The 26,285-nt window shown below is 62.5% G+C and carries 20 protein-coding genes and 1 riboswitch; of the genes, 15 read left to right on the top strand and 5 right to left on the bottom strand.

Translation table 11 applies throughout. The features are described from left to right. Positions 1-57: 57 nt before the first annotated feature. The 4 genes from EKH80_RS07940 to EKH80_RS07925 are packed head-to-tail and all read left to right on the top strand — an operon-like array spanning position 58 to position 4,234. Positions 58-1,908, top strand: coding sequence for a penicillin-binding protein activator (locus EKH80_RS07940; RefSeq protein ID WP_126684210.1), 1,851 nt, complete (start codon positions 58-60; stop codon positions 1,906-1,908). Next, positions 1,908-2,264, top strand: coding sequence for a YraN family protein (locus tag EKH80_RS07935; RefSeq protein WP_126684209.1), 357 nt, complete (start codon positions 1,908-1,910; stop codon positions 2,262-2,264). The genes EKH80_RS07940 and EKH80_RS07935 overlap by 1 nt, the downstream gene beginning before the upstream one ends. Before the next feature lie 9 nt (positions 2,265-2,273). Beyond that, positions 2,274-3,644 carry an FAD-binding oxidoreductase gene (locus EKH80_RS07930; protein WP_126684208.1) on the top strand — a complete coding sequence of 457 codons (1,371 nt, stop codon included), beginning with the start codon at positions 2,274-2,276 and terminating at the stop codon, positions 3,642-3,644. Continuing rightward, positions 3,641-4,234: a uracil-DNA glycosylase family protein gene (locus EKH80_RS07925; protein ID WP_126684207.1), complete on the top strand. Its 594-nt coding sequence runs from the start codon at positions 3,641-3,643 to the stop codon at positions 4,232-4,234. The genes EKH80_RS07930 and EKH80_RS07925 overlap by 4 nt, the downstream gene beginning before the upstream one ends. A gap of 27 nt (positions 4,235-4,261) precedes the next feature. Here EKH80_RS07925 and EKH80_RS07920 read toward each other — a convergent pair whose 3' ends face one another. Then, on the bottom strand, positions 4,262-4,891 hold the full coding sequence (locus EKH80_RS07920) for a LysE family transporter (RefSeq protein ID WP_126684206.1): 630 nt from the start codon (positions 4,889-4,891) through the stop codon (positions 4,262-4,264). Positions 4,892-5,201: 310 nt separating this feature from the next. Here EKH80_RS07920 and EKH80_RS07915 point away from each other — a divergent pair, with 310 nt between their 5' ends. From EKH80_RS07915 to metK, 5 genes are all read left to right on the top strand, one after another. Further along, complete coding sequence (locus tag EKH80_RS07915; RefSeq protein WP_126684205.1) at positions 5,202-6,461, top strand: nucleoside permease; 1,260 nt, start codon at positions 5,202-5,204, stop codon at positions 6,459-6,461. A 35-nt stretch (positions 6,462-6,496) separates the two neighbouring features. Further along, complete coding sequence (gene dusB / locus EKH80_RS07910) at positions 6,497-7,483, top strand: tRNA dihydrouridine synthase DusB (RefSeq protein ID WP_126684204.1); 987 nt, start codon at positions 6,497-6,499, stop codon at positions 7,481-7,483. 68 nt (positions 7,484-7,551) lie between these two features. Then, positions 7,552-8,496, top strand: coding sequence for an alpha/beta hydrolase (locus EKH80_RS07905; protein ID WP_126684203.1), 945 nt, complete (start codon positions 7,552-7,554; stop codon positions 8,494-8,496). Positions 8,497-8,551: 55 nt separating this feature from the next. Next, positions 8,552-9,382: a class I SAM-dependent methyltransferase gene (locus tag EKH80_RS07900; protein ID WP_126684202.1), complete on the top strand. Its 831-nt coding sequence runs from the start codon at positions 8,552-8,554 to the stop codon at positions 9,380-9,382. Between the two features lie 249 nt (positions 9,383-9,631). Next, positions 9,632-10,831: a methionine adenosyltransferase gene (metK, locus tag EKH80_RS07895; protein WP_126684201.1), complete on the top strand. Its 1,200-nt coding sequence runs from the start codon at positions 9,632-9,634 to the stop codon at positions 10,829-10,831. Between the two features lie 106 nt (positions 10,832-10,937). Here the strand turns inward: metK and EKH80_RS07890 are convergent, their stop codons facing one another. Then, the gene (locus EKH80_RS07890) at positions 10,938-12,023 is read right to left on the bottom strand and encodes a D-alanyl-D-alanine carboxypeptidase family protein (protein ID WP_230473494.1); all 1,086 of its coding nucleotides are present in this window, start codon (positions 12,021-12,023) and stop codon (positions 10,938-10,940) included. A gap of 266 nt (positions 12,024-12,289) precedes the next feature. On the opposite strand from EKH80_RS07890, the gene EKH80_RS07885 reads away from it, so the two are divergent. Then, entirely contained in the window at positions 12,290-14,170 is a 1,881-nt protein-coding gene (locus EKH80_RS07885) for an ATP-binding cassette domain-containing protein (protein ID WP_126684200.1), read from the top strand. 40 nt (positions 14,171-14,210) lie between these two features. Here EKH80_RS07885 and ppc read toward each other — a convergent pair whose 3' ends face one another. After that, entirely contained in the window at positions 14,211-16,916 is a 2,706-nt protein-coding gene (ppc, locus tag EKH80_RS07880) for a phosphoenolpyruvate carboxylase (protein ID WP_126684199.1), read from the bottom strand. Positions 16,917-17,015: 99 nt separating this feature from the next. Continuing rightward, positions 17,016-17,096: riboswitch (S-adenosyl-L-homocysteine riboswitch) on the top strand. Positions 17,097-17,159: 63 nt separating this feature from the next. Between ppc and ahcY the strand changes: the two genes are divergently transcribed. After that, entirely contained in the window at positions 17,160-18,608 is a 1,449-nt protein-coding gene (gene ahcY, locus EKH80_RS07875) for an adenosylhomocysteinase (RefSeq protein ID WP_126684198.1), read from the top strand. A gap of 114 nt (positions 18,609-18,722) precedes the next feature. Here ahcY and EKH80_RS07870 read toward each other — a convergent pair whose 3' ends face one another. Then, a complete protein-coding gene (locus EKH80_RS07870; protein WP_126684197.1) occupies positions 18,723-20,063 on the bottom strand; it encodes an APC family permease in 1,341 nt (446 codons plus the stop codon). A gap of 230 nt (positions 20,064-20,293) precedes the next feature. Here EKH80_RS07870 and EKH80_RS07865 point away from each other — a divergent pair, with 230 nt between their 5' ends. From EKH80_RS07865 to EKH80_RS07855, 3 genes are all read left to right on the top strand, one after another. Next, positions 20,294-21,199 (top strand): ATP-grasp domain-containing protein, encoded by a 906-nt coding sequence (locus tag EKH80_RS07865; protein ID WP_126684196.1) that lies wholly within the window; start codon positions 20,294-20,296, stop codon positions 21,197-21,199. Between the two features lie 95 nt (positions 21,200-21,294). Continuing rightward, positions 21,295-22,392 carry a DNA polymerase IV gene (gene dinB / locus EKH80_RS07860; protein WP_268991837.1) on the top strand — a complete coding sequence of 366 codons (1,098 nt, stop codon included), beginning with the start codon at positions 21,295-21,297 and terminating at the stop codon, positions 22,390-22,392. Continuing rightward, the gene (locus tag EKH80_RS07855; RefSeq protein ID WP_425481137.1) at positions 22,389-24,560 is read left to right on the top strand and encodes an alpha-glucuronidase family glycosyl hydrolase; all 2,172 of its coding nucleotides are present in this window, start codon (positions 22,389-22,391) and stop codon (positions 24,558-24,560) included. Before dinB ends, EKH80_RS07855 begins: the two co-directional genes overlap by 4 nt. Before the next feature lie 13 nt (positions 24,561-24,573). Here the strand turns inward: EKH80_RS07855 and EKH80_RS07850 are convergent, their stop codons facing one another. Beyond that, entirely contained in the window at positions 24,574-25,461 is an 888-nt protein-coding gene (locus EKH80_RS07850) for a patatin-like phospholipase family protein (RefSeq protein WP_126684194.1), read from the bottom strand. A 220-nt stretch (positions 25,462-25,681) separates the two neighbouring features. Here EKH80_RS07850 and EKH80_RS07845 point away from each other — a divergent pair, with 220 nt between their 5' ends. Further along, a complete protein-coding gene (locus EKH80_RS07845; protein WP_126684193.1) occupies positions 25,682-26,284 on the top strand; it encodes a hypothetical protein in 603 nt (200 codons plus the stop codon). Position 26,285 lies beyond the last annotated feature (1 nt).

The following is a 26,285-nucleotide window of genomic DNA, read 5'->3' as shown; positions in this document are numbered from 1 at the left end:
TCGGCTATGATCGCGCAATTGCCACCGGTGATGTGCCCCTTGACCTTAAGGAAACCCATGCGCTCAAGTCGTCATGTTGCGTCAGGACTGCTGATTTCTCTGGCATTGAGTGCCTGCGTGCCAGCCGTGGTGCCGCGCTCGCCGGCCGAAATTGCCGCCGCACAACATGCCGCGAACCTCGCCGGCCAGGGGCAATTTGACCAGGCTGCACAGGCTTATATGGCGCTCGCCGCGCAGACGCCCAGCCGCACGGATCACTACAAGCTGCTGGCTACCGAGGCCTATCGCGAAGAGAACGCGCTCGATCGCGCCGCACCCATCGTCTCGGCCATCGATCGTGACAAGCTTGCCGACGACGAGCCCGTGCGCCTGGATCTGCTGCGCGCGGAGATTGCACTGCGCCAGCGCGACGCAAGCACGGCACTGCGCCTTACCACGCAGCCGAACCTGAATGTTCCGCCGAATCTGCGCCCACGCTTGCTGATCCTGCGCGCCGATGCGCTTGCCGGCACCGGCGATCTCTGGGGTGCGGCTCGCAGCCGCATTGAACTGGACGACACCCTGCATGGCGTCGATCGCGCCCAGAATCGCGACCAGGCACTGATCCTGTTGACCAAGCTCGGCGCAGAACCGCTCAAGCAGCGGGCCGCAGCCATGCAGTCGGGTGATCGCATGCTGCCATGGGTGAACGAAGCACTCGGTCGCCTCGGCGTGACCGTCGCCCAGGCCCAGCCGAATCTCGAGCAAGCCGTAGGCACCCTGGTACCCGGCAGCGGCGCCAGTGTGCGCGAAGGCTACAAGATGCCGGCACACGTTGCGCTGCTGCTGCCCAATAATGATGGCCTTGTCGCCGTCAGCGCAGCCATTCGCGAAGGTTTCTTCACCGCCTATTTCCAGTCCGCCGATACGCATGCGCCACGCGCGACCGTGCGCGTGTATGACAGTGGCGGCAATGCCGCCAGCGCCATCAAGGCTTATAACCAGGCCGTCAGCGATGGGGCCCAGATCGTGGTGGGACCGCTGCTGCGCACGGAAGTGACGGGAGTGCTTGGCCAATCTTCTCTGCCAGTGCCGGTGCTCGCCCTCAACCACCTGGAGAACAGGAACCTGTCCGCCGGAACCGCCAGCGAATTCGCACTGATGCCGGAAGACGAAGGCGCCCAGGCGGCCGACCACATGGTCGAGCGCGGCCTGCACAACGCTTATGTGCTCATTTCCGGAGACGATTTCGCCAAGCGCGCGGCGGTGGCGTTCAAGGCGGAGCTGCAGGCCAAAGGCGGTCAAATCGCCGGCAACGCGCAACTCCCCTCGAGTGGCGTCAATGACAGCGACGCCATCAACGCCTTGAACGTCAGCAGCGCCGGCACCGACGCGGGCATCTTTATCAGTATGCGTGCCGAGCAGGCGCGCCTGCTGCTGCCGCAGTTGCGTGTGCAACGCATCAGCCTGCCCGTGTTCGGCACCTCGCATATCTATGGCGGCAGCGATAACGCCACCGCCGATCGTGACCTGGAGGGCGTGGAATTCTGTGGCGCGCCTTGGCTGTTCGACGCGCAATCGGGCCTGCCCAGCTATCACGACGTCGCCGGACAATTGCCGGCCGCGCGCTCTGGAACGTCCCAGCTGTTTGCATTCGGCATGGACGCCTGGAACCTCGTGCCCTATCTCGACTGGCTGCGCAGCCATACCGGCAGCTATCTGCCAGGCGCCACCGGCCAACTTGCCGTCGATACCTTCGGCCACGTGAAGCGCGTACTGACCTGGCTAAAGTTCCAGGATGGCGTGGCGCGCCCAAGCAACGGCAGCCTGGAATTGGACAGCACGCCCGCGGGAGTCGCTCCTGCAAGCAGCGTACCTACGCCGGCCAGCAGCATGCCGATGCAAGCCGCGCAACCAGCCGGTGGTTGATGCGCGCGGCGGGAAACGCGTTCGAGCAGCGCGCCTGCGAGGAACTCGAGCGGGCCGGACTGAAGCTGCTCGCCCGCAACTACACGACACGCCATGGAGAGCTGGACCTGGTGATGCGCGACGGCGGCACTGTCGTGTTCGTGGAGGTACGGTACCGGATTCGATCCGGGTTCGGTGATGCAGTCATGTCGATCACGGCCGCCAAGCAGGCCAAGCTGGTGCGGACCGCCCAGCTCTGGCTGGCCGCCCATCCCAAATATGCGCAACAGGCTTGCCGGTTCGACGTGGTGACGTACGACGGACCGCGCGACAGCGCAAAAATGGAGTGGTTGCGCAACGCGTTCGAGGCGGAGTAGAAGCTTGCCATGACCCTGCCCGCGTCCCTGCTGGACATTTTGCACACCACCTTTGGCGAAGCCGCGTGCTCCACCCACGAAGCCGAGCGCATCGCTTATGCCTACGATAATTCGCGCCGTAACGCCCTGCCCGACGCGGTAGTTTTCGCCCGGGAACACGTGCAAGTCGAAACGCTGGTCCGTAGCTGCCGCAAACATCGCGTACCCGTGGTCGCGCGCGGGCGCGGCACTAATACCACCGGCGCCACGGTCCCGGTGGAAGGCGGCGTGGTGGTGAGCTTCGAGCGGATGAACCGCATTCTGCGCATCGACCCGGACAATCGTTTCGCCGTGGTCGAGCCCGGCGCATTGAACGGGGATCTGCAGCGCGCGCTCGCACCGCACGGATTTTTCTGGCCACCCGACCCGACCTCATCGCCCTGGTGCAGCATCGGCGGCAATCTCGCCTGCAATTCGGCCGGACCGCGTACGGTGAAATACGGCAGCCCGCGTGAAAACACGCTTGGTCTGCGCGCAGTCGCCGGCACGGGCGAAAGCTTTCGCTGCGGCACCTATACCAGCAAGGGCGCCACCGGCTATGACCTAACCCGCTTGCTGATCGGCTCCGAAGGTACGCTGGCGTTGATCACCGAAGCCACGCTCAAGCTTACGCCCAAGCCCTCGGCCCTGCGTACCCTGCGCGCCACCTATCGCGATGTCAGCAGTGCTGCGCACGCGGTGGCGCGCATCATGGCGCAGCCGGTGACACCATGCGCCCTGGAATTCATTGACGACGTCGCGCTGAGGCTCGCACATGACCACGCTGGCGGCGATGTCCCGCTCGCGGGCGCCATGCTGATGATCGAAGTGGATGGCGAACTTCAGACACTGCCCGCAGCCGTGGATGCTGTGTCGCGCGCCGCGCAAGGCGAAGGATTGAAGGAATTGCGCGTCGCGCAAACTACAGAGGAAGCGCAGGCGCTATGGTCGGCACGCAAAGCCCTATCGCCCGCGCAACGTACGATCTCGCCGAACAAGATCAACGAAGACGTCGTCGTGCCGGTCAGCCAGCTACCCGAACTAGTGAACGGCATACGCGAACTCTCCCGCAAGCATAACGTACTGATCGTAACCTTCGGTCACGCCGGCAATGGCAATCTGCACGTCAACCTGCTGCCGCGCGATGAAGCGGAGCGCGAACGCGCACACGCCTGTCTGGCCGAAGTGTTCGCACTGGTGATTGCGCTGCAAGGCACCCTGTCCGGCGAACACGGCATCGGACTGGTGAAGCGGGAATTCATGCCATTGGCGCTCGAACCGGCCACGCTTCAGTTGATGCGCAACGTGAAAGCCGCCTTCGACCCGGACGGCATCTTGAATCCCGGCAAGCTGCTGCCGTGAAAAAAGCTGTCGATCCGCTCAATGCGTTGCTGGCTGAGATCCGCGCATGCCGGCTTTGCGCCGCGCATCTCAAGGACGGTCCGCGGCCCGTAGTGCAAGCCAGTGCATCATCAGGCCTGCTGATCGTGGGCCAGGCCCCAGGACGCAAGGTCCACGCGACCGGCATCCCGTTCAACGATGTCAGCGGCGATCGGTTGCGCAACTGGTTGGGACTGGATCGCGAAACCTTCTACGACGCGCAGCGCATCGCCATCGTACCGATGGGCTTGTGCTTTCCGGGCAGCGGCCGCAACGGCGACTTGCCGCCCCGGCCCGAATGCGCGCCTGCCTGGCATCCGCAACTGCTGCCGCTGCTGAAACAAGTGCAGTTGACGCTGGCCATCGGGCGGTACGCGCAAGCCGGTGTGCTCGGCGCGCGATGTGGCGCATCGCTTACCGATACCGTGCACGCGTGGCGTGAACATCTCGCCCAAGGCATCCTGCCATTGCCGCATCCCAGTCCGCGCAACCAGGCTTGGCTCAAGCGCAATCCGTGGTTCGAAGCGGAATTATTGCCGGTGCTACGCGACAGGGTCAGCCACGTCCTGTAGGCCGGGATGCCTATCCCAGCCGGCGATTCAAGCGGCGCGGCGCGAAAAGATCAGGTGCAGGCCGAACAACATGAAGGCCGCGCCCGCACAGCCATCGATCCAGCGGCTGATACGCAGGTAGCCACGGCGCATCACCGGCAGGGCAAAGCAACCGGCCACGAAAGAGAACCATAGAAAGGTCTCGGCCACCACCATCGCCCCTAAACCCCAGCGGGTGGCCGATGACACACCTTCGCCAACCAGCGCCGAGAAGATGCTGCCGAAATAGATCACCACTTTCGGATTGGAAAGATTGGTAAACAAGCCATTGCGCAAGGAGCGCCAGGCGCCGACGAACACCTGCACGGATGCCTCCGACAGCGTTTCGGCCGGCTTGGACAAAGCAGCGCGCAGCAGCTTCACCGCCATCCAGCACAAGTAAACGCCACCGCCGATGGAAATCAGGCGCTCCAGCCAAATCAACCTTTGCAGCAGCAGTTGCAGGCCGAGCAAGGCCAGCGCCGCCCACATCGCCACGCCCAGGGCGATACCTGCCACGCCGGCCATGGCCTCATGCCGTGAGCGGCACACTGCTGTCTGCGAGACGAAGAAGAAATCCGGCCCGGGAATCATCAGAGCGAGAATCTGGACGATCGCGATGGTGATGAACAGGCTCATAGGGTCGCTCCGGCAAACTTGGGATGCAGTTTAGCGGCAGCGTCTGCCGCGGCGAACCTTGCCGGCCGGGCCGGGCTTCCTCTACGCTGCCGAACATCCAGGCACGGGCCACCCCTGCCAGACAACTTACGGCCCGTCATTCCGGCGCAGGCCGGAATCCAGTTCTATACGTTGAGCTAAGCCTCGGAATAAGATTCGGAGCGCTTCGCGCAGCGTACTTGACCGGATTCCAGCCTTCGCCGGAATGACTTGCGACGCGACCAGCGGACCGACCTCCCAGGGGAAAGCAAACCATGCAGGAAACCAGCCCATGAGCCTGAAGTTGCGACTCATCGCGATGAATTTCCTGCAGTACTTCATCTGGGGCGCCTGGCTGATCACCATCGGCGCCTATTGGTTCCAGAACCGGCACTGGTCGAGCACGCAGTTCGGCGCGATCTTCTCGACCATGGGGCTGGCCGCGCTGTTCATGCCTTCGATCCTGGGCGTGGTGGCCGACAAATGGATTCGCGCCGAGCGGCTGTACGGCTGCCTGCATATCGCTGGCGCGGCTGTGCTGTGCATCGTGCCGGAGATCGATCACCCCGGCACCCTGTTTTGGGTGATGCTGTTGGACATGATGTGCTACATGCCCACCATCTCGCTCGCCATCACTGTCGCGTTCAACGCCTTGAAGCGCGATGGCGCAGACGTGGTGCGCGTCTATCCGCCGATCCGTGTGTGGGGCACGGTGGGCTTCATTGCCGCCATGTGGATGGTGAGCCTGCTGCACCTGGAAACCACCACCGGCCAGTTCTACGTCGCCGCCAGCGCATCGCTGCTGCTGGGCGTCTACGCGTTCACCTTGCCGCCCTGCCCACCGCGCTTGCGCGGCCAGGATCACCGCTCGTGGCTGGACCTGCTGGGCCTGACGTCTTTCGCGCTGTTCAAGCAGCCCAAGATGGCGATCTTCTTCCTTTTCGCGATGCTGCTTGGCGCGTCGCTGCAGTTGACTAATGCCTACGGCGACACTTTCCTGCACGACTTCGCGCACGTGGAGGCGTACAAGGACCTGATCGCCGTACGCTACCCGGCGATCATCATGTCGATCTCGCAGGTCTCTGAAACGCTCTTCATTCTCGCGATTCCGTTCTTCCTCAAGCGCTTCGGCATCAAGACGGTGATGCTGATCAGCATGCTGGCGTGGACACTGCGCTTTGGCCTGTTCGCGCTCGGCAATCCCGGTGATGGGCTGTGGATGATCGTGCTGTCATGCATCGTCTACGGCATGGCTTTCGACTTCTTCAACATCTCAGGCTCCTTGTTCGTGGAGGGCCAGAGCGACCCAGCCATCCGCGCCAGCGCGCAGGGGCTGTTCGTGCTGATGATCAACGGCATCGGCGCGGTGCTGGGCAGCTACATCAGTGGCTTGGTGATCGATGCGTATTTCACTCAACCGGACCAATCGCGGGATTGGCACGGTATCTGGTTGGCGTTCGCAGCGTATTCGCTGGTGGTGGCGGTGCTGTTCGTGTTCCTGTTCAAGCACAAGCACGTGCCGGAGGGGCTGCAGGAGCTGCCCGCTCATTAGGCATCGTCCTGGGCATCCGGCGCTACAATACGTCGATGCAAATCGGCCCCTACCGCATCGACCCGCCCGTGGTGCTCGCTCCCATGGCGGGGGTTACCGACAAGCCCTTCCGCCTGCTGTGCAAACGGCTGGGCGCGGGTCTTGCCGTGTCCGAGATGACTACGGCCGATCCGCGCTTGTGGCAAACGCGCAAGTCGCTCAAACGCATGGATCACGAGGGCGAGCCCGAACCGGTCAGCGTGCAGATCGCCGGCTACGATCCGGGCATGCTGGCGGAAGCGGCGCGCCTCAACGTCGCCAATGGCGCGCAAATCATCGACATCAATATGGGTTGCCCCGCCAAGAAGGTTTGCAATGTATGGGCGGGCTCCGCACTGCTGCAGGACGAGCCGCTGGTGGCGCGCATCGTGAAAGCGGTGGTCGATGCGGTGGAAGTGCCGGTCACGCTGAAAATCCGTACCGGCTGGGATCGCCAGCACAAAAACGCCCTCGCCATTGCCCGCATAGCCGAAGACAACGGGATTGCGGCGCTGGCGGTACACGGCCGCACCCGCGCTGACAAATACGAAGGCGAGGCGGAATACGAAACCATCGCCGCGGTGAAAGCGGCCGTGCGCATTCCCGTGCTCGCCAATGGCGACATCGGCACGCCGCAACAAGCAAAGCACGTACTCGACGTCACGCGCGCCGATGCCGTAATGGTCGGTCGCGGCGCGCAAGGCCGCCCGTGGATTTTCCGCGAGATCGCTCATTACCTCGCCACTGGCGAAGAGCTGCCCGAGCCTTCGCCCGCAGAGGTTTCGACCATCCTGCTCGGCCATCTGGAACATCTTTATACGTTCTACGGCGAGCCTGCCGGCGTACGCATTGCACGCAAACACCTAGGCTGGTATGCAAAGGATCGCCTGGAAAACGGGGCATTCCGCCATGTGGTCAATCGCGCCGAGCATGCGCGCGACCAGTGGCAGCTCACGCACGAGTATTTCCAGGCGCTGCAGGATGGGTGGCGTATCGCCGCCTGACGCCCGGTTCGCAAGCCTTTGCGCCCCCATGCAGGCATCATGGGCGGATCGTTTCAGATCACCGCGCCATGACCCATTCACCTCGACGCCGCTGGCTTTCGCATGCACTTCGATGCACCGTTCTGCTAAGCGTTGCACTCCTGTTTGGCGGCTGTGAAGGCACCCTGTTCGCTGGATTGAACGCCACCGACCGGCATACGGGGATTACAACGCAGCGCGGTATCGTGTTCGATCCGGCGCACGGATTGAAACTGGACATCTATCGTCCCTCGACAGCCACCCAAGGACCTATCGTGGTGTTCTTCTACGGCGGCAGCTGGGTGCGCGGCGAGCGTGCCTGGTATCGTTTCGTAGGCACCGCGCTGGCCTCGCATGGTGTAACGGTGGTCATTCCCGATTACCGCAAGTATCCGCAGGTGAAAATGGATGGTTTCATGCAGGACGCAGCGCGCGCAGTGGCATGGACATACCATCACGCCGGCACGCTGGGCGGCGAGCCGGACGATCTCTTCGTCATGGGACACTCGGCCGGCGGTCAGATCGGCGCATTGCTCGCTACGGATGCATCGTGGCTGGCGCCGTACGACTTGCGCCCAAGCCAACTGGCAGGCTTCATCGGCCTTGCCGGCTGCTACGACTTCATACCCATTCCCGCAAGCGAGCAGGACATGCTCGGCATGTTCGGCCGCGATGCGGCATCGCAAGCCCGCGCGCAGCCGGTGCGCTTTGTGCATGGAGCAGAGCCGCCCATGCTATTGCTGCAAGGCAGTGCCGATCGCGAAGTCGAGCCGACCAATGCCTTGTCGCTGGCCCATGCGCTGGCGGCGCAGGGTGAGGATGTAACTTTGCGCATGTATCCGGGTACGGGGCACAACGCGCTGGTTTTTGCTTTGTCCCGACCGTTCCGTGCCGACGCACCCACACTGGAAGACGTACTGCATTTCATCCAGGTGCACCCGGCGGCTGCGCGGGAGCAAGGCCATACACTCCCCGAAAACGCGGCGAAGGAGTAACGTACGAAGGCGGCGTGAACCGGTCCAATGCCCCTCCTCAGGCCAACGATTCGTCATGAACAGCATCGCCACCGGTGACTTTCCCTACATCCATGGCTTTTCCGGCGATGAGCAGCTGCGCCTCGTGCGCCAGGCGCGCATGTTCGAAAGCAGCTTGTTCAACCACATCGACTACGGCGGTGCGACACGCCTGCTGGAAGTAGGCTGCGGCGTGGGTGCGCAGACGGAAATTCTGCTGCGGCGCTTCCCCGAATTGCACGTTACCGGCGTCGACCTCTCGGCCGCGCAACTGGCTGCGGCCGAACACAATCTCTCTGCGAAGGCCTGGTGCGAATCCCGCTTTGCCTTGCGCCAGGCCGATGCCGCCGATCTGCCCTTCGCCGATCGCAGCTTCGACGCGGCGTATCTGTGCTGGGTGCTGGAACACGTACCCAGCCCCGCGCGCGTACTTAGCGAGGTGCGCCGCGTACTCGCGCCCGGTGCGGTGGTGTACGTCACCGAAGTGCTGAATTCCTCGTTCTTTCTCGATCCCTATTCACCCAATTTGCTGCGCTACTGGATGGCCTTCAACGATCACCAGTACGACAGCGGCGGCGATCCGTTCATCGGCGCCAAGCTCGGCAACCTGCTGCTCGCCGGCGGCTACCGTGATGTGCAGACCGAGGTGAAGAGTGTCCATCTGGACAACCGCCAGCCAGGGCGCCGCAAGCAGATGATCGAATTCTGGGAGGAACTGCTGCTTTCCGCCGCCGAACAGCTCATCGCTACCGGCAAGACCGATTCGGCCACCGTGGAAGGCATGCGCAAAGAAATGCAGGCGGTGCGCAATGATCCGAACGCGGTGTTTTTCTTCGCGTTCGTACAGGCGCGGGCCACGGTGTATTGAGCTGCGGTCTTTGGCTGCGCCGCCCCTCTTTCGTTACCAGCCCTCTGGGCTGGGATGGCAATCCCAGCCTCCAGCACGGAAAGTCGGGCTTGCCATCCTGAGGCTGCAGGCTTGGCCACGCGCCTGAATCCCGCCCTCACCCGTCACACGGATATGCCAGACTGGACGGTGAAACCTGGGGCTGGTGCGTGTATCATGCGCAGTTTCCCCTTTCCATCTCTTTATCCGTAAAGAAGGATATAAGCCGCGATGAGCAACTACCTCTTCACCTCCGAATCGGTCTCCGAAGGCCATCCGGACAAAGTCGCCGACCAGATCTCCGACGCCGTACTGGACGCGATCCTGGCCCAGGACCAGCGCGCCCGCGTGGCCTGCGAAACCATGGTGAAGACCGGCGTGGCGATCGTTGCTGGCGAAGTCACCACGAGCGCCTGGATCGACCTGGAGGCGCTGACTCGCAAGGTGATCCTGGACATCGGCTACAACTCCAGCGACGTCGGTTTCGACGGCGCCACCTGCGGCGTGCTGAACCTGATCGGCAAGCAGTCGCCCGACATCAACCAGGGCGTGGACCGCAAGAAGCCGGAAGAACAAGGCGCTGGCGACCAGGGCCTGATGTTCGGCTACGCCACCAATGAAACCAAGGATTTCATGCCGGCGGCGATCTACTATTCGCATCGCCTGGTGGAACAGCAGGCCAAGATCCGCAAGAAGAAGAATTCCCCGCTGCCGTGGTTGCGTCCGGATGCCAAGAGCCAGGTCACCCTGCGCTACGAAGACGGCGTGGCCACCGCGATCGACGCCGTGGTGCTGTCCACCCAGCATGATCCGAGCGTGAAGCAGAAGGATCTGGTCGAAGCGGTGCGCGAGCACATCCTGAAGCCGGTGCTGCCGGCCAAGCTGCTGCACAAGAGCACCAAGTTCCACATCAACCCGACCGGCAAGTTCGTGATCGGCGGCCCCGTTGGCGACTGCGGCCTGACCGGCCGCAAGATCATCGTCGACACCTACGGCGGCTGGGCCCGTCACGGCGGCGGCGCGTTCTCGGGCAAGGATCCGTCGAAGGTGGACCGCTCGGCCGCCTACGCCGCGCGCTACGTGGCCAAGAACATCGTGGCCGCTGGCATCGCCGACCGCTGCGAAGTGCAGGTGAGCTACGCCATCGGCGTGGCCGAGCCGACCTCGATCTCGGTGACCACCTTCGGCACCGGCAAGATCTCCGACGACAAGATCGAAAAGCTGATCCGCAAGCACTTCGACCTGCGCCCGTACGGCATCATCAAGATGCTCGACCTGATCCATCCGATGTACCAGGCCACCGCCAGCTACGGCCACTTCGGCCGCTCGCCGTACGAGATGAAGGACGCCAACGGCAATACCTACACGGCGTTCTCCTGGGAAAAGACCGACAAGGCCGACGAGCTGCGTGCAGACGCCAAGCTCAAGTAAGCCCGATCGCTTCCATGGCAAAACAAAAACCCCGCGGCCAGCCGCGGGGTTTTTGTTTGGGCGCCCCCAGCCTAACTGGCCAGTCAGGCTTGCTTCGGGTTATGGCTCATTTGTCGCTTGAGGAAGCCAGCACCACTTTCTTGGCCTTGTGGCGATGCGCCAGCCGGGTGGTGGACTTGCCGTGGGACTTGGCGACGCTTGGGCAAGTCTTGCCTCTGTGCCGCGTACAGCCACGCGAAGCGCGATGGTGTGCAGGTGCTGTTTCGTCTGCTTCCGCAGTGCCGATCGGGGACAGCGCTGCCAGCACACGGCGGGTAGTGCTGGGCACCCCGGCCTGGGCCACCAGTGCTTCGGGCGTCGGCTGGTTGTCGAAACCATCATCGAGCAGGCGAGCCATCAGGCGGTCGCGAGCAGACGCACTGCGTCCGCCGAGCACCACGGCGAACAGGCGGCGCCCATCGTGCACTGCGGTAGAAGCCAGGTTGAAGCCCGAAGCATCGGTGAAACCGGTCTTCAGGCCATCCATGCCGGGATAGCGGTCCATCAGGTTGTTGTGACCACGGATCAGCTGGCCTCGGAACACGAATTCCTTGGTCGCAAAGTAGTGCGTGTACTGCGGGAAGTCGCGATATAGCGCCATGGCGAGCTTGACCATGTCGCGCGCTGTAGAAGTGTTGCTCGGGTCCGGCAAACCGTGGGCGTTGGCGAAATGGGTGGAAGTCATGCCGAGCAGAGCCGCCTGGGCCGTCATCATTTCGGCGAAGTGACCCTCGTTTCCGCCCAGGCTCTCAGCGACCACGGTCGCTGCATCATTGGCCGACTTGGTCACCATGCCGAGAATGCAATCGTTGACCGACACGGTCTGTCCGGAGCGCAAGCCCAGCTTGGTCGGCGCCCGGGACGCTGCCCAGTTCGACACCGGCAGATCCTGGTCCACCTTCAGCTTGCCGTTCTGCAGCGCCTGGAAGGTGAGGTACAGGGTCATCATCTTGGTCAGCGAGGCCGGGTAGTTCTGCTCGTCCGCGTTCACCGCGCTGAGCACTTCACCCGTGGCCGGGTCGATCACTATAGCGGCATAACCTGCACGCGCCGCCCCGGTGTACCCGGCAAGGCCTAGCAACAGCATCGCCGCAAACAGGCCCCACAGCCGGTTGAGCAGCAGCATTGGCTGGATGGATTGGATGTTCGCCACGGTCTTTCACTCCCAAACCGCGGTACTGCCCCCGCGTCGCGCAACCTTAATGCATGGGGACCGCAATTTCCATAGGAAAAGCTTTAATCAGCCATGCTAAGTATATGTTTTTGTAAATCTTACCGGCTCCAGCAGCGTAAAATTTCGTTATCTCGCGGTGACGCCTGCCCGAAGTTCAGATCGACAGTTAGCACTTATTTCTTTAAGCGAAGCTTTCAGCGACTTCCGACAGAGGAATGCAAAGAACGAGCCAGTACAATGGCAGGATGTCCCTGATCCAACTCCAGCGCGTCGACTTCAGTATCGGCGGCCCTCTTCTGCTCGAACACGTCGACCTTTCGATCGATGGCGGCGAGCGCGTGTGCATCGTCGGTCGCAACGGCGAAGGCAAATCCACCCTGATGAAACTGATCGCCGGCGAACTGCAGCCGGATGACGGTGAAGTGCGCGTGCAAAGCGGCGTGATCGTGGCCCGCATGGCGCAAGAGGTGCCGCAAGCAACGGCCGGCAGCGTCTTCGACGTGGTGGCCGAAGGCCTTGGCGACCTGGGCCGGCTGCTTGCTCGGTATCACCACTTGCTTGCCGAAGGCGACCTGGATGGCCTTGGCGCGGTACAAGACCAGATCGAGGCCCGACACGGCTGGGATCTGGATCGACGCGTCGGCGACGTGCTGACCAAGCTCGAGCTTCCCGCCGATACCGATTTTGCCGCGCTTTCCGGCGGCATGAAACGCCGCGTACTGCTGGCGCAGGCGCTGGTGCGCAAACCGGATGTGCTTCTGCTGGACGAACCGACCAATCACCTGGACATCGAAGCGATCGGCTGGCTGGAAGGCTTTCTCAAGCAGTTCGCGGGCAGCATCGTGTTCATTACGCACGATCGCAGCTTCCTGCGCGCACTGGCCACGCGCATCGTCGAGATCGATCGAGGGCAGCTCACCAGCTGGCCGGGCGATTACGACAACTACCTGCGTCGCCGCGAAGAACGGCTGCACGCCGAAGCACAAGCCAATGCCTTGTTCGACAAAAAGCTGGCGCAGGAAGAAGTGTGGATCCGCCAGGGCATCAAGGCACGCCGCACACGCAATGAAGGCCGTGTACGAGCGTTGAAAGCAATGCGCCGCGAGCGCGCCGATCGCCGCGAACTGGGTGGCAACGCAAAGATGGCATTGGCCAATGCGCAGGCCTCCGGCAAGAAGGTCATCGAACTGGATCATGTCCATCAGGCGTATGCCGGGCGCGTGCTGATCGATGACCTGAGCACTGCGATCATGCGCGGAGATCGCGTTGGCATCATCGGCCCGAACGGCGCGGGCAAGAGTACCTTGTTGAAGATTCTGCTCGGCGAACTCAAGCCCCTGGGCGGCGAAGCGAGCCTGGGCACCGGCCTCGAGATTGCCTATTTCGACCAGCATCGCGCCCAGCTCAACGACGCCTTGAACGCGCTGGACAATGTGGCCGAAGGCCGCGAATACATCGAGCTCAACGGCCAGCGCAAACACATCATCGGCTATCTGCAGGATTTCCTGTTCTCGCCGGAACGTGCCCGCGCGCCGATAACGCGTCTGTCGGGCGGTGAACGCAACCGCCTGCTGCTGGCCAAGCTATTCGCTCAGCCGTCCAATCTGCTGGTGATGGACGAACCCACCAACGACCTCGACGTCGAAACGCTGGAACTGCTGGAAGAGCTGCTCACCGAATACAAAGGCACCCTGTTGCTGGTGTCGCACGACCGCGAATTCCTCGACAACGTCGTATCCAGCACACTGGTTTTGGAAGGCGAAGGACAGGTGGGCGAATACGTAGGTGGCTACAGCGATTGGTTGCGGCAGAGGCCGGTGAATCGTCTTGCTACCGAAATGCCCGCACCCGCGGCCACGCCCGCCAAGACCGGAACACCCGCCGTTACGACGAGCGTCGAAAAGCCCAAGCGCAAGCTCGGCTACAAGGAGGCAAGGGAACTGGAACAGTTGCCTGCGCGCATCGAACAACTGGAAGCCGAAATCGCCAAGCGCGCCGAAGCCATGAACGATCCTTCGTTCTTCCAACAGGACAGCGCGGCGATTCAAAAAGCCAATGAGGTATTGGCGAAAACGCAAGCGGAGTTGGACCTCGCGTACGCGCGGTGGACGGAGCTGGACGGCTAGGCGCGCGTTGGTTGGGGCGTAAACCCCGACCTGCTTGCTCTTATCCCGTGTTCTGCAGACCCTGCGCAACACCGTTCACACAAGCCACCAGCGCGCGCAGCAGATGATCATCGCTGCTATCGGTCGCACGCCAGCGTTGCAGCAGGTCCACCTGCAACAAGCTCATCGGATCCACGTAAGGATTTCGCAAGCGGATCGACAGTGACAAGCGCGGATCATCGCGCAGCAGGTCTTCGCTGTTCTTCAGCTTTAGCAGCCACCGGCGGGTGCGGTCGAATTCCTCGCGAATCAGGCCGAAAAACGTAGCGTGCAACGGTCCGGCCAGCTTGGAGAACGCCTCGGCGATATCCAGGTCGCATTTGGCCAGCACCATCTCCACGTCGTCCAGCACGTTAGCGAAGAACAGCCAGTCGCGCGCCATTGTTCCCATGGCCGCTTCGCCATGCCTGGCGACAGCCGCTTCCAGCGCCGTGCCCAATCCGTACCAGCCGGTAATTATGGAGCGGCATTGCGTCCAGGCGAATACCCACGGAATCGCCCGCAGGTCTTCCACGCCGCGCATGCTGCGCCGGCGCGATGGACGCGAGCCGAGCGCCATCTGCTCGATCACATCGATCGGCGTGGCGGCGCGGAAGTAGTCGACGAAACCTTCGCGATCGACGAAGGCGCGATAGGCACGCCGGCTTTCGGCGGCCATGACCGCCATGATCTGGCGCCAGTTTACCTCGCGTGCCTCTTCCTCGCGGGGACGCACACTGGCCTTGAGCACCGCCCCCACGGTTTGTTCGAAGTTGCGCAGCGCCAAGGCACGGATGCCGTATTTGCGATGGATGACTTCGCCCTGTTCGGTCACGCGCAGCACGCCGTTGACCGAACCACGCGGCGAAGACATCAGTGCCGGCGTGATGCGTGCGCCACCCCGGCTGGCCGAGCCGCCGCGGCCGTGGAAGAACGCGAGGCGAATGCCCGCCTGTTGCGCCACTTCCAGCAATTCCACTTGCGCACGTTGCAGCCCCCAGCGCGACGCAAGCGTGCCGCCGTCCTTGCCGCTGTCGGAATAGCCGAGCATCACCCATTGGCATTCATTGCGGGCGCGTAGATGGTCGCGATAGATGGGATCGTCGAGCAAGGCGCGCAGGGTATTCGGCGCGTTGTTCAGGTCGTCGACGGTTTCGAACAACGGTGCGATGTCGAGCGGGACATGCGTTTCGCTGCTCAGGCCCCCATGCCTCGCCAGAGCCAGCACCGCCAGCACGTCGGCCGCCGAACGCGCCATGCTGATGATGTACAAGCCGATGGCATCTTGGCCATAACGCCGGCGGGATTCATACAAAGTGGCAAATACGGCGCGCAACGATTCGGCTTGCGCATCCTCGGCTTTTTCCAGCGTTCGTTCGCCGCTGGCGTAAGGACGCAGCGCGGCGATGCGTTCGGCCGGCGCACGCTGCGTCCAGGTTTCGTCGCGCAGCAGCGCGGCAAGCGCATCGTCATGCACGCGCGAATCCTGCCGTACGTCCAGGCGCGCAAGGTGGAAGCCGAAAGTACGTACACGCCAGATCAGACGGCGCACCGCGTACGCGCCTGCGTGGAGGCCCCGATGATCGATCAGGCCGTGCACGATCAGCAACAGGTCGTCGATCAGCTCGTCGGCGCAGTGATAGCCCTCCGCATGCCCATCCTCGAGTGTGGCTTCGAGCCTCGCGCGAATCAGCGTCAGCAGGCAGCGATACGGCATGTCGGTGTGGCGCGGACGGATCGTTGCGGCTGCACGCGGAAACTGTTCGCGATAGTCGGCCAAGCGCTTGAGCAGCGAGGCATCGAACGCCACGCGGTCGACCGTCTGGCTGAGCAGGCGCGCCAGTGCATCGACGTCGGCCATGTAATGCTCCAGCACGTGCGCGCGTTGAGTGGCCAGGCTGTTGGCAATCGTGTCGGCGCCGACGTTCGGGTTGCCGTCCATGTCGCCGCCCACCCAGGTCGCAAAATTCAACAGGCGCGGCAAAGGCACGGCCACGCCATATACCTCCTGCAGGCCATCGGCGAGCAACTCGTAGAACGCCGGCACGATGCGGTAGATCGGGTTGGCAAGATAGAAGCCAACATGATGATGCTCATCCTGCACGCTGGGCCGGATCGGCGAGGCTTCGGCGGTCTGCCAGCCCGCGGACAGCGCCATGAAGATGCGGTCGTCATCTTCCTTGCGCTCCTGTGGGGTACGGGTGGGATCGAAGTTGTCGACCAGGGCGCGTACGACCGCCTGCTCCTTTTCGAGCAGGGAGCGCCGCATCGCCTCGGTCGGGTGGGCGGTGAACACCGGTTCCACTTTCAGCTTGTACAGCCATTGCAGGAGTTCGTCGGCATCGACGCCTTCGGCCTTCAATCGCTGCAAGACATCGAGCAGCGACTCCGGTTGAACCGGTCCGCCCTCGCGCTGATAGTCACGGCGGCGGCGGATCCGGTGTACACGTTCGGCTGTGTTCACCTCCTGGAAGTAGGTGGCAAACGCGCGCGCCAGCGCCTCGGCTTCCCCAGCGCCCAGCCCGGCTAGTGATTCAGCCAGGTCGTCCACCGCGCGGCCTTCTCGCCGGCGCCGAATGGCGGTCGTGCGGACCTGCTCGACACGCTGCAAGAAGCCCTCGCCACCTTGCTCGGCCAGCATGCGCCCCACCATCGCGCCGAGCCGGTGCACGTCTTCGCGCAGCGGGCCGTCGTGGGGCAGGAATTCCGGGTCGCGACTGGCTTCCATGGGGGCCTCCGTGGGGTCGAACCCCTAGCCTACCGAATTTATACGGCAGCGCAGCAATCGATTCGTCATAAGCCCACATCTCTGGCTAGAATGGAGATCTTCGCCGAGGGGCGCTGCGACCGTGGGCAAGTCTACGGCCAGGCTCGGTGGATGCCTCGAATGCAACGGCGCTCATGACGCGATACCGCGTCGGCCTGGCCTCCCGGGCCGGGTTTTCCCCATGAGACTCGGAGACATCCCTCAATGAATGCTGTCACCAACGATTCCACCACCCACGATTACAAGGTCCGCGATATCTCGCTGGCCGACCTCGGCCGCCGCCGCATTCGCATGGCCGAGGAGGAAATGCCCGGCCTGATGGCCATCCGCGCCCGTTACTCGGCCACCAAGCCGCTGCAGGGCGTGCGCCTGTCCGGCTCGCTGCACATGACCAAGGAAACCGCAGTGCTGATCGAGACGCTGAGCGCCCTAGGCGCCTCGGTGCGCTGGGCCTCGTGCAACATCTTCTCCACCCAAGACGACTGCGCCGCCGCCGTGGCTGCCGCAGGCATCCCCGTGTTCGCCTGGAAAGGCGAAACTCTGGAGGAATACTGGGATTGCACGCTGGACATGCTCACCCACCCCGGCATGAAGGGCCCTGAGCTGATCGTCGACGACGGCGGCGACGCCACGTTGCTGATCCACAAGGGCGTGGACATGGAAAACGGTGACAACTGGGTCAACACGCCCAGCGGCAACCATGAAGAACAGGTCATCAAGGATCTGCTCAAGCGCACTGCGAAGGAGCGTCCGGGCTTCTGGAAGAAGGTCGCCGCCGAATGGAAGGGTGTTTCCGAAGAAACCACCACCGGCGTGCACCGCCTGTATCAAATGATGGAAGCCGGCAAGCTGCTGGTGCCGGCGATCAACGTAAACGACTCGGTCACCAAGAGCAAGTTCGACAACCTGTACGGCTGCCGTGAATCGCTGGCCGACGGTATCAAGCGCGCCACCGACCTGATGGTGGCCGGCAAGGTGGCGGTGGTGTGCGGCTATGGTGATGTCGGCAAGGGCTGCGCGCATTCGCTCAAGGGTTTCGGCGCGCGCGTGATCGTCACTGAGATCGACCCGATCAACGCCCTGCAGGCGGCGATGGAAGGCTTCCAGGTCACCACCGTGGAAGACACGCTCGGCATCGGCGACATCTACGTCACCACCACCGGCAACAAGGACATCATCACGCTGGAACACATGTCGGCGATGAAGAACAACGCCCTGGTGTGCAACATCGGCCACTTCGACAACGAGATCCAGATGGATCGCCTGAACGCGGCCAAGGACGTGACGCGCGAGAACATCAAGCCGCAGGTGGACCGTTATACCTTCGGCGGCACGTCGTCCAAGAGCGGCAGCCACAGCATCTACATGTTGGCTGAAGGCCGTCTGGTGAACCTGGGCTGCGCGCACGGCCATCCGAGCTTTGTGATGTCCAACAGCTTCAGCAACCAGACGCTGGCACAGATCGACCTGTGGGCAAACAAGGACAAGTACGAGAAGACCGTCTACCGCCTGCCCAAGCAGTTGGATGAGGAAGTGGCACGCCTGCACTTGGAGCAGATCGGTGTGAAGCTGACCAAGCTGACGCCGGAACAGGCCGCGTACATCGGCGTGCCGGTGGAAGGGCCGTACAAGCCGGATCACTACCGCTATTGATGCAAATCTGCGGCCCTCTCCCCCTCGGGGAGAGGGCCCGGCGGCGTAGGCTGGGATGCCAATCCCAGCTTTAAGCGGCGTGAAAATGCTGGGATTGCCATTCCAGCCTACACACTACGCGCCCGCCTGCTGCCTTGGCCACCGACGCCATATCGCATACACCGGCACGCCAAGCGCAATGATCACCAGGCTCATGCCGGCATCACGCGGGGTATCGATCACCGTGGCAATGATCACGCCCAGCACGGTGCATACGAACACGAACGGGAGAATGGGATACAGCGGCACGCGAAACGGCGAGCTCTTTGCCCCGAATTGGCGTCGATACCAGAACAGGGTGGCGATGCCAAAGGCATGTCCCAGCCACTCGCCTACCGTGGTGAAGTTGACCAATTGATCGAACGTGCCGGTGATGATCAACACGATGGCCCATATGCCCAATACGGCCAGGCCGACTTGCGGTGAGCGCCAGCGCGTGTCGATTTGCCCCACCGCGCGAAAGAAAAAGCCATCCGCGCCCATGGTCTGCAGTACTCGCGCTCCGCCGGCTACGGCGATGCTGCAGTAACCAAATGTGGAACAGGCGATGCCGATCGCCATGATGGTGGCACCACGCGGGCCAAAGATGCTGCTCATCAGATCCGCGGCAGGCGCTTTGCTCGCCGCCAATCCCGCGTGGCCCAAGCCAACCAGGTAAGCCAGGTTTGCCAGCACATAGCACAGTGCCACGCCGACCAGTCCCAAAGTAAGCGCTCGCGGCAAGTTGCGTTGCGGATCACGCACTTCGCCCGCCATGTCATTTAGGTAGTGAAAGCCGCCATAGGTGAACAACACCGGCAACAGGGCGCCGATCCACGCTCCGCCGGAAACCTGATGGGTGGCGTCGATGGCCAGCACACCGCCAAAATGCCCATGGGCCAGCACCAGGCCCACTATCAGCAGCATGGCGATCGCCGCCAGCTTCAGCAGTGTGAACACGTTTACCAACAACGCCCCGGCGCGAATACCGAACAAGTTGACACCAACGATGAAGAAAATCGCGCCCACTGCCACTGGCTTCACCCACAAGGCCGGCAGGCTCATGGCCCGGCACGTGTAGTCGGCAAAGGTGACTGCCACCGCCGCCACGCTGCCTGGATAGTTGATTAGCGCCATGGTCCAACCGAACAGAAAGGCCGGCAGCGCGCCGAACGCTTCGCGCAAATAAAGATAGATGCCGCCCGCCTGTGGACGGCGCGCACCCAGCTCGGCGTAACACAGCACCCCAGCCAGCGTGAGTAGGCCGCCAAGTGCCCATAGCGCGAGCAGTGGCAAGCCTGACGCCGTGCGCTCAGCCACGGTAGCCGGCGTACGAAAAATGCCGCTGCCGATCACGCCGCCGATCACGATGGCTGCGCCGCTCCAGACACCGAGCCGGCGCAGGTAGGTAGAGGATGAGGAGGTTTCGTCGGTCATATCCGCTGACATTAACCCGAGTCGATACCTGATGTCCGGGGTGACTTTTGCCCTAGATGTTTCATTGACATACCCGAAGCGGCCTCCAATACTCGGGTAATCGCGCCATGACCGTTCCACTGGCGCATCGGTCCCCGAGGGGGGGCTGCGACGGGCTATGGTCCGCCACGCTCGGTCTACCGACCAACCTGCTTCAAGGGCGCCCACCCCATTGATTTGGAGGTGTACACATGCCTACCCAGCCGTTTCGCCTTGCCATTGCTTCGTCCCGGCAGTATTCGTCCCTGCACGAGGACGACCTCCATCTCGCCACCATGCTGGAGCGGGTTGGCATGAAATCCACGGTATGTGTCTGGAACGATCCCGAACTCGACTGGACGGCATACGATGCCGTGCTGGTTCGCACCATCTGGGATTATTACGAGCACTATCCGGCGTTCCTCGCCTGGACGCATACGCTGGATCGGCTTGGTATAACGGTCATCAACGACACGGGCATGCTGCGCTGGAACAGTGACAAGCACTATCTGCTTGATCTCCAACGGCAAGGTGTGCCGATCATTCCGACCCGCGCGGCCAGCGGAGTTGCGTTGCACGAAATGCTGTCGGCGATGGATGCCCGCGAAATAGTGATCAAGCCCACGGTGAGCGGCGGAGCGTGGCATACCGTGCGCGGCAGGATCGGAAGCGCGGATTTCGAACAGGCGCTTGCGCAGCTGCCACAGCGGCTCGATTACCTTGTGCAGCCCTTCGTACCCGAGATCGCCAGCAACGGCGAATGGTCGCTGCTGTATTTTGGCGGCGAATTTAGCCATGCCGTGCTCAAACGCCCTATGTCAGGCGACTACCGCGTACAGGTGGAGCATGGCGGGAGCATCACGCCAGCCATGCCGGACCAGGCCATGCTGAATGCCGGTGGCAAGATCCTGGCGGCGGTTGGCGCACTGGGCCATCAGCAACCGCTCTACGCCCGCGTCGATGGGGTGGTGGCGAACGGACAGTTCCTGACCATGGAATTGGAGCTGATCGAGCCGTCGCTGTTCCTGGCGGACAGGCCGGATGCCACGGAGCGGTTCGCGCACTTGCTGTTGGAGCAGTTGCGGCAGCTTGGGCACGAAGCCCGTAGGTTGGGATGAAATCCCAACATCGCCACCCGCACGAAAACTGGGATTTCATCCCAGCCTACGCACTCCCCTAGAATCCCGCTGTCGCCTAGCTGTGCAGCCCCCCCGTGCCCAACGCGTCACGCAAGATCATTCACGTCGACATGGATGCGTTCTACGCGTCCGTGGAACAACGTGACGATCCCACCCTGCGCGGCAAGCCGGTCGTGGTCGCCTGGCGCGGTGCACGCTCGGTGGTCTGCGCAGCAAGTTACGAAGCACGCAAATTCGGCGTACGTTCCGCGATGCCCGCCGTACGCGCCGAGCGGCTTTGCCCGCAAGCGGTCTTCGTGCCTCCGGATTTCGTGCGCTACAAGGCAGTTTCGCGCCATGTGCGTGAAATCTTCGCCCGGCATACCGACCTGATCGAACCGCTGTCGCTGGACGAAGCCTACCTCGACGTGACCACGACCAAGACCGGCCTGCCCTCCGCCACGGCCACGGCCGAGGCCATTCGCGCCGCCATTCGCGAGGAAACCCAGCTCACGGCTTCGGCCGGGGTGGCGCCGAACAAATTTCTGGCCAAGATCGCCTCGGACTGGAACAAGCCGGATGGCCTGTTCGTGATCCGCCCGCACCAGGTGCTGGATTTTCTCGTGCCCCTACCCGTGAACCGTCTGCCTGGCGTGGGCAAGGTGATGGAGGCAAAGCTGGCAGTCCTGGGCATTGCAGCCGTTGGCGAACTACGCGCGTTGTCGTTGGCGGAACTGGAACTGCGCTTCGGCCGTTGGGGCCGCCGCCTGCATGAGCTTGCCATGGGTATCGACGATCATGCGGTACAGCCGAACCAGCTCAGCATGCAAGTATCCTCCGAAGACACCTTCGAGCACGACCTTACGCTCGACGAGCTGGAGCCGCACATCCGCCGCCTGGCCGAGAAAACCTGGTCTGCGCACCAACGGGAAGTGCAGCGCGGCCGTATTGCCCGCACCATCGTGCTGAAGCTCAAGACGGCGGACTTTCACACGCTTACGCGTAGCCTTACGCCGTCCGTACAGCCGCACTCGGCCGGCGAACTGGCAGACGCGGCCTGTGCCTTGCGGGAACGGGTCCAACGTTCCGCCGACAGCCGCTATCGCCTGGTCGGTGTAGGGTTGTCCGGCTTCGTAGATCAGGACAGTTTCATGGCACAAAGCGATCTGTTCGAAAGCATGCCGCAGACATGATCCCCTCCTTGCGCAGTGGGGCGACGCTCCTTCTAGTGCTGGCGATGCTGCTGGGCGCGGCGCCGTTGCGTGCCGAAGACGGCTACGATCTATGGCTGCGCTATCGCCTGCTCGCGCCGGAGCAGGCGAAGTTCTACAAGAATCGCGCTACCGAGCTGATTGCGGGCTCCTCGACCCCCACACAAAGCGTTACTCGCGGCGAATTGCTGCGCGGGCTCCAAGGTTTGCTCGGCCGCGATGTGCCACTGTCTGATAGCGTGACCCGTGATAACGCGATCATCGTCGGAACACCCAGATCATCGGCGCTGATCGCACAGCTTCATCTGGACACCCAGCACCTGGGCCATGACGGCTATGTGATTCGCAACGTGGTCGTGGATGGTCATGCCGCAACCGCCATCGTCGCTCAAGAAGACATGGGCGCGCTGTACGGCGCTTTCCACTTCCTGCGCCTGCTTGAGACCGGACAAGCCATCGACCATCTTGACCTGCACGAAACGCCGCGCGTGAAGCTGCGCGTGCTCAATCACTGGGACTATCTCAACGGCCAGGTCGAACGCGGCTATGCCGGTGCCTCGATCTGGGACTGGTGGAAGCTGCCGGATTGGCGCGCACCACGCTACACCGACTATGCGCGGGCCAATGCGTCGATCGGCATCAATGGCACCGTACTCGACAACGTCAACGCGGGCGCCACGATCCTCACGTCCACGTACCTGCAAAAGGTGGCCGCGCTGGCGGATGTGTTCCGCCCTTACGGCATCCGTGTGTATCTCAGCATCCGATTTAGCTCGCCGATCGAAATCGGCGGCCTGAAAACGGCCGATCCACTCGATCCTCAAGTGCAAGCCTGGTGGCAAGCGAAGGCGGACGAGATCTACAAGCTCATTCCGGACTTTGGCGGCTTTCTGGTCAAGGCCAATTCCGAAGGCCAGCCCGGGCCGGAGGACTACCAACGCAGCCACGCCGATGGCGCCAACATGCTGGCCAATGCGCTCGCGCCACATGGCGGCATAGTGATGTGGCGGGCCTTCGTCTATTCGGCGTCGAACCCCGAAGATCGCGCCAAACAGGCATATGACGAGTTCAAGCCGCTCGACGGACGCTTTCGCGCCAACGTGCTGGTGCAGGTCAAGAATGGCCCGGTCGATTTCCAGCCGCGCGAGCCGTTCCATCCGCTGTTCGGCGCCATGCCCAAGACGCCGCTGATGACGGAGTTCGAGATCACCAAGGAATATCTCGGCTTCGCGACGCACCTGGTCTATCTCGGCCCCTTGTTCGAGGAAGTGCTGTCGGCCGACACCATGGCGCACGGCAAAGGTTCCATGGTCGCCAAGGTTATCGACGGTTCGCTGGACGGCCACGCGCTCACGGGCATGGCCGGCGTCGCCAATATCGGCACCGATCGCGACTGGTGCGGCTCGGATTTCAACCAGGCCAATTGGTACGTGTTCGGCCGGCTTGCCTGGAATCCATCGTTGTCGTCACGCGCCATCGCCGAGGAATGGGTGCGCATGACCTTCAGCAACGACCAGGCCTTCGTCAAACCCGTGGTCGAAATGATGATGGGGTCGCGCGAAGCAGCGGTCGACTACATGACCCCGCTTGGGCTGTTGCATTTGATGGGACCAGGCCATCACTACGGCCCCGCGCCCTGGGATGCCAGTGAGTCGAGTGCCGATTGGCGACCGGTTTACTACCACCGAGCGAATCGGCAAGGCATCGGCTTCGACCGCAGCCGCAGCGGCAGCGACGCGGTGGATCAATACGCCGCGCCTCTCGCGGCCCAGTTCAATGACCTGAAACAAACTCCCGAGCAGTACCTGCTCTATTTCCACCACATCGGCTGGGATTACCGCATGCGTTCCGGCCACACGCTGTGGTACGAACTGGTGGCGCACTATACGCAGGGCGTGGATGACGTGAAGCGGATGCGCCAAACCTGGCTTGGCTTGCACGGCTATATCGACGAGCAGCGTTATGAGCAAACCGCCGCGTTTCTCACCATCCAGGAGAAAGAAGCGCAATGGTGGCGAGATGCGAGCATCGGGTACTTCCAGAGCATCTCCGGCCTGCCGCTGCCGCCGGCCTATGCCTCGCCACCGCAGTCGCTCCAATACTATGAGTCGCTTACTTTTCCCTATGCGCCGGGCTTTTCGTCGTGGTGATCAAGTTCGCCGGCTAGCGAATCAATCCCGTGCCCAACACCCGCACCGAATCCTGCAGGCCCAATTCATACGCTTCCCGCACCGTGGCTTTGGCGGTGCAGTCCCAGGTTGAAACGGGAATGCGTTGACTCGGTTGCCAATACGTCCGCCCCAGCCAGGTAAATAGCTGGGGAAGTTTCGGATAGTGGCGCGTAAGCATCACCAAGGTCTGCGATCGTTGCTGATCCGACTGGGGCGGAATCGGCGCGTTATCGGTATAGCCGCCATCAAAGGCTTGTTGTCCTCCCACTTTGCGGGCAGCCATGATGGGCGGCGCTGAAGCTGCCGCAATGAGAATCGCCTGGGCCGCTTCGACTGAAGTGCAGTCGTTCAGCAGCATGAAATCCTGCCTAAGCCCTAATAATCCAGGGAGCCGCGGGTGGATGCTGTTCCACCAGTACTTGTCGACGAGATAAGCCAGCGTGCCCATGGCTACCGATGCCCCCGTGCCGAGGTATTTCGCCGGTCGCGAGAGCCCTACGGTAAGCTGCGATGAGGCATGGCGCAGCGTGCTGAACGTGGCCGAATTCAGGAATGCCTCGATCCAGGCGGGATAGATCTGCTGATGCGCAAACTTCAGTTTGAGCCTGGGCAAGGCCGACCAGTCGAAAATCCTTGGATTGCCTGCAAACAGCTCCAGGCAAGCCCGCAGCGCAGTGTCGGTACTTTGTGCCAGGAACGAGGCGGCAATGCCTGCACCGGCGCTTGTACCGATCAGCTGTCGTGGCAGACGCGGTCGATGTTCCAGCAGATGCTGTAACGCCCCTGCTTGCCACCAGCACCGGTTGCCTCCTCCAGCCAGGACCAGTGTTTCGATCCTTCCAAAGTCGAGTCCCCTGACCTCATTGACCTTGCCGAGCATAGGTTTCCTTTCAGAGCATCGCGGCCCATCGCGGGAGCATGGCATACCCCTCAGAACGTGCGCCACCCGGACCGCGCGAAGCGATGCCTTCCGTACCTTCCGTGAGGGCCACAGTCTGGTTACGCTTGCACTCCTATCGCACAAGGAATCACCTGTCATGCACTTGGAGTTGCCAAAGACCCCGCTGCAATCCTTCAGGGATTTTCTCAAGCATTACCTGATGATCGTGCTCAGTATCCTTACCGCCCTGGGGCTCGAGGCCTGGATCGAGCGGGTCCATCATCAACATGCGGCCGAAGCGGCCAGCGAGCAGATCGACGCTGAGATCCGCACCAACCTGGCCGAGGTCAGCGAGGCTCTCGCGGTAGACACGCATCAGGTGGATAGCTTGACCCGAATCCGCAATACGCTGGAACAGGACTTGAAATCCAATGTGTCCAATAAGGACATACAGCAACACATCCTGAGTCAGGTGGACGACTTCAACCTCAATCTCCGTTGGCCGACATTGCGCCACGAAGCCTGGGATGTAGCTGTCGCCAATCAGTCGGCGAGCTGGATCGACAGCAAACGGATGTACCGTTATTCCGCTGCATATGCCTCTCAGCGGGAAGCCGACAGCAAGCTCACCGCCAATCTTCAACTGATCATCAATGGTCCGCGGATGACCGACAATATGACCGACCTGCGCTCCGGCAGCGTAGAGCCTCGCGAATTCCTACATGTGGTCGCACAGATGGAGGTCGTCCAGCACCAAGCAAAAAGCAGCCTGAGCCAATTGCAGAAGCGGATGCAGAGCGCGCTGGATGTCTCAGCGCACTGAA

Source organism: Dyella choica (genome assembly GCF_003977665.1).
Lineage (GTDB): Bacteria > Pseudomonadota > Gammaproteobacteria > Xanthomonadales > Rhodanobacteraceae > Dyella_B > Dyella_B choica.
Note: the sequence above shows the minus strand (reverse complement) of the source record. Positions and strands in the feature narration are given on the sequence as shown.

Coding starts and splice junctions, on each gene's coding strand:
- EKH80_RS07940 (WP_126684210.1), top strand. CDS start 58: ATGCGCTCAAGTCGTCATGTTGCGTCAGGACTGCTGATTTCTCTGGCA.
- EKH80_RS07935 (WP_126684209.1), top strand. CDS start 1,908: ATGCGCGCGGCGGGAAACGCGTTCGAGCAGCGCGCCTGCGAGGAACTC.
- EKH80_RS07930 (WP_126684208.1), top strand. CDS start 2,274: ATGACCCTGCCCGCGTCCCTGCTGGACATTTTGCACACCACCTTTGGC.
- EKH80_RS07920 (WP_126684206.1), bottom strand. CDS start 4,891: ATGAGCCTGTTCATCACCATCGCGATCGTCCAGATTCTCGCTCTGATG.
- EKH80_RS07915 (WP_126684205.1), top strand. CDS start 5,202: ATGAGCCTGAAGTTGCGACTCATCGCGATGAATTTCCTGCAGTACTTC.
- dusB (WP_126684204.1), top strand. CDS start 6,497: ATGCAAATCGGCCCCTACCGCATCGACCCGCCCGTGGTGCTCGCTCCC.
- EKH80_RS07905 (WP_126684203.1), top strand. CDS start 7,552: ATGACCCATTCACCTCGACGCCGCTGGCTTTCGCATGCACTTCGATGC.
- EKH80_RS07900 (WP_126684202.1), top strand. CDS start 8,552: ATGAACAGCATCGCCACCGGTGACTTTCCCTACATCCATGGCTTTTCC.
- metK (WP_126684201.1), top strand. CDS start 9,632: ATGAGCAACTACCTCTTCACCTCCGAATCGGTCTCCGAAGGCCATCCG.
- EKH80_RS07885 (WP_126684200.1), top strand. CDS start 12,290: ATGTCCCTGATCCAACTCCAGCGCGTCGACTTCAGTATCGGCGGCCCT.
- ppc (WP_126684199.1), bottom strand. CDS start 16,916: ATGGAAGCCAGTCGCGACCCGGAATTCCTGCCCCACGACGGCCCGCTG.
- ahcY (WP_126684198.1), top strand. CDS start 17,160: ATGAATGCTGTCACCAACGATTCCACCACCCACGATTACAAGGTCCGC.
- EKH80_RS07870 (WP_126684197.1), bottom strand. CDS start 20,063: ATGACCGACGAAACCTCCTCATCCTCTACCTACCTGCGCCGGCTCGGT.
- EKH80_RS07865 (WP_126684196.1), top strand. CDS start 20,294: ATGCCTACCCAGCCGTTTCGCCTTGCCATTGCTTCGTCCCGGCAGTAT.
- EKH80_RS07855 (WP_425481137.1), top strand. CDS start 22,389: ATGATCCCCTCCTTGCGCAGTGGGGCGACGCTCCTTCTAGTGCTGGCG.
- EKH80_RS07850 (WP_126684194.1), bottom strand. CDS start 25,461: ATGCTCGGCAAGGTCAATGAGGTCAGGGGACTCGACTTTGGAAGGATC.
- EKH80_RS07845 (WP_126684193.1), top strand. CDS start 25,682: ATGATCGTGCTCAGTATCCTTACCGCCCTGGGGCTCGAGGCCTGGATC.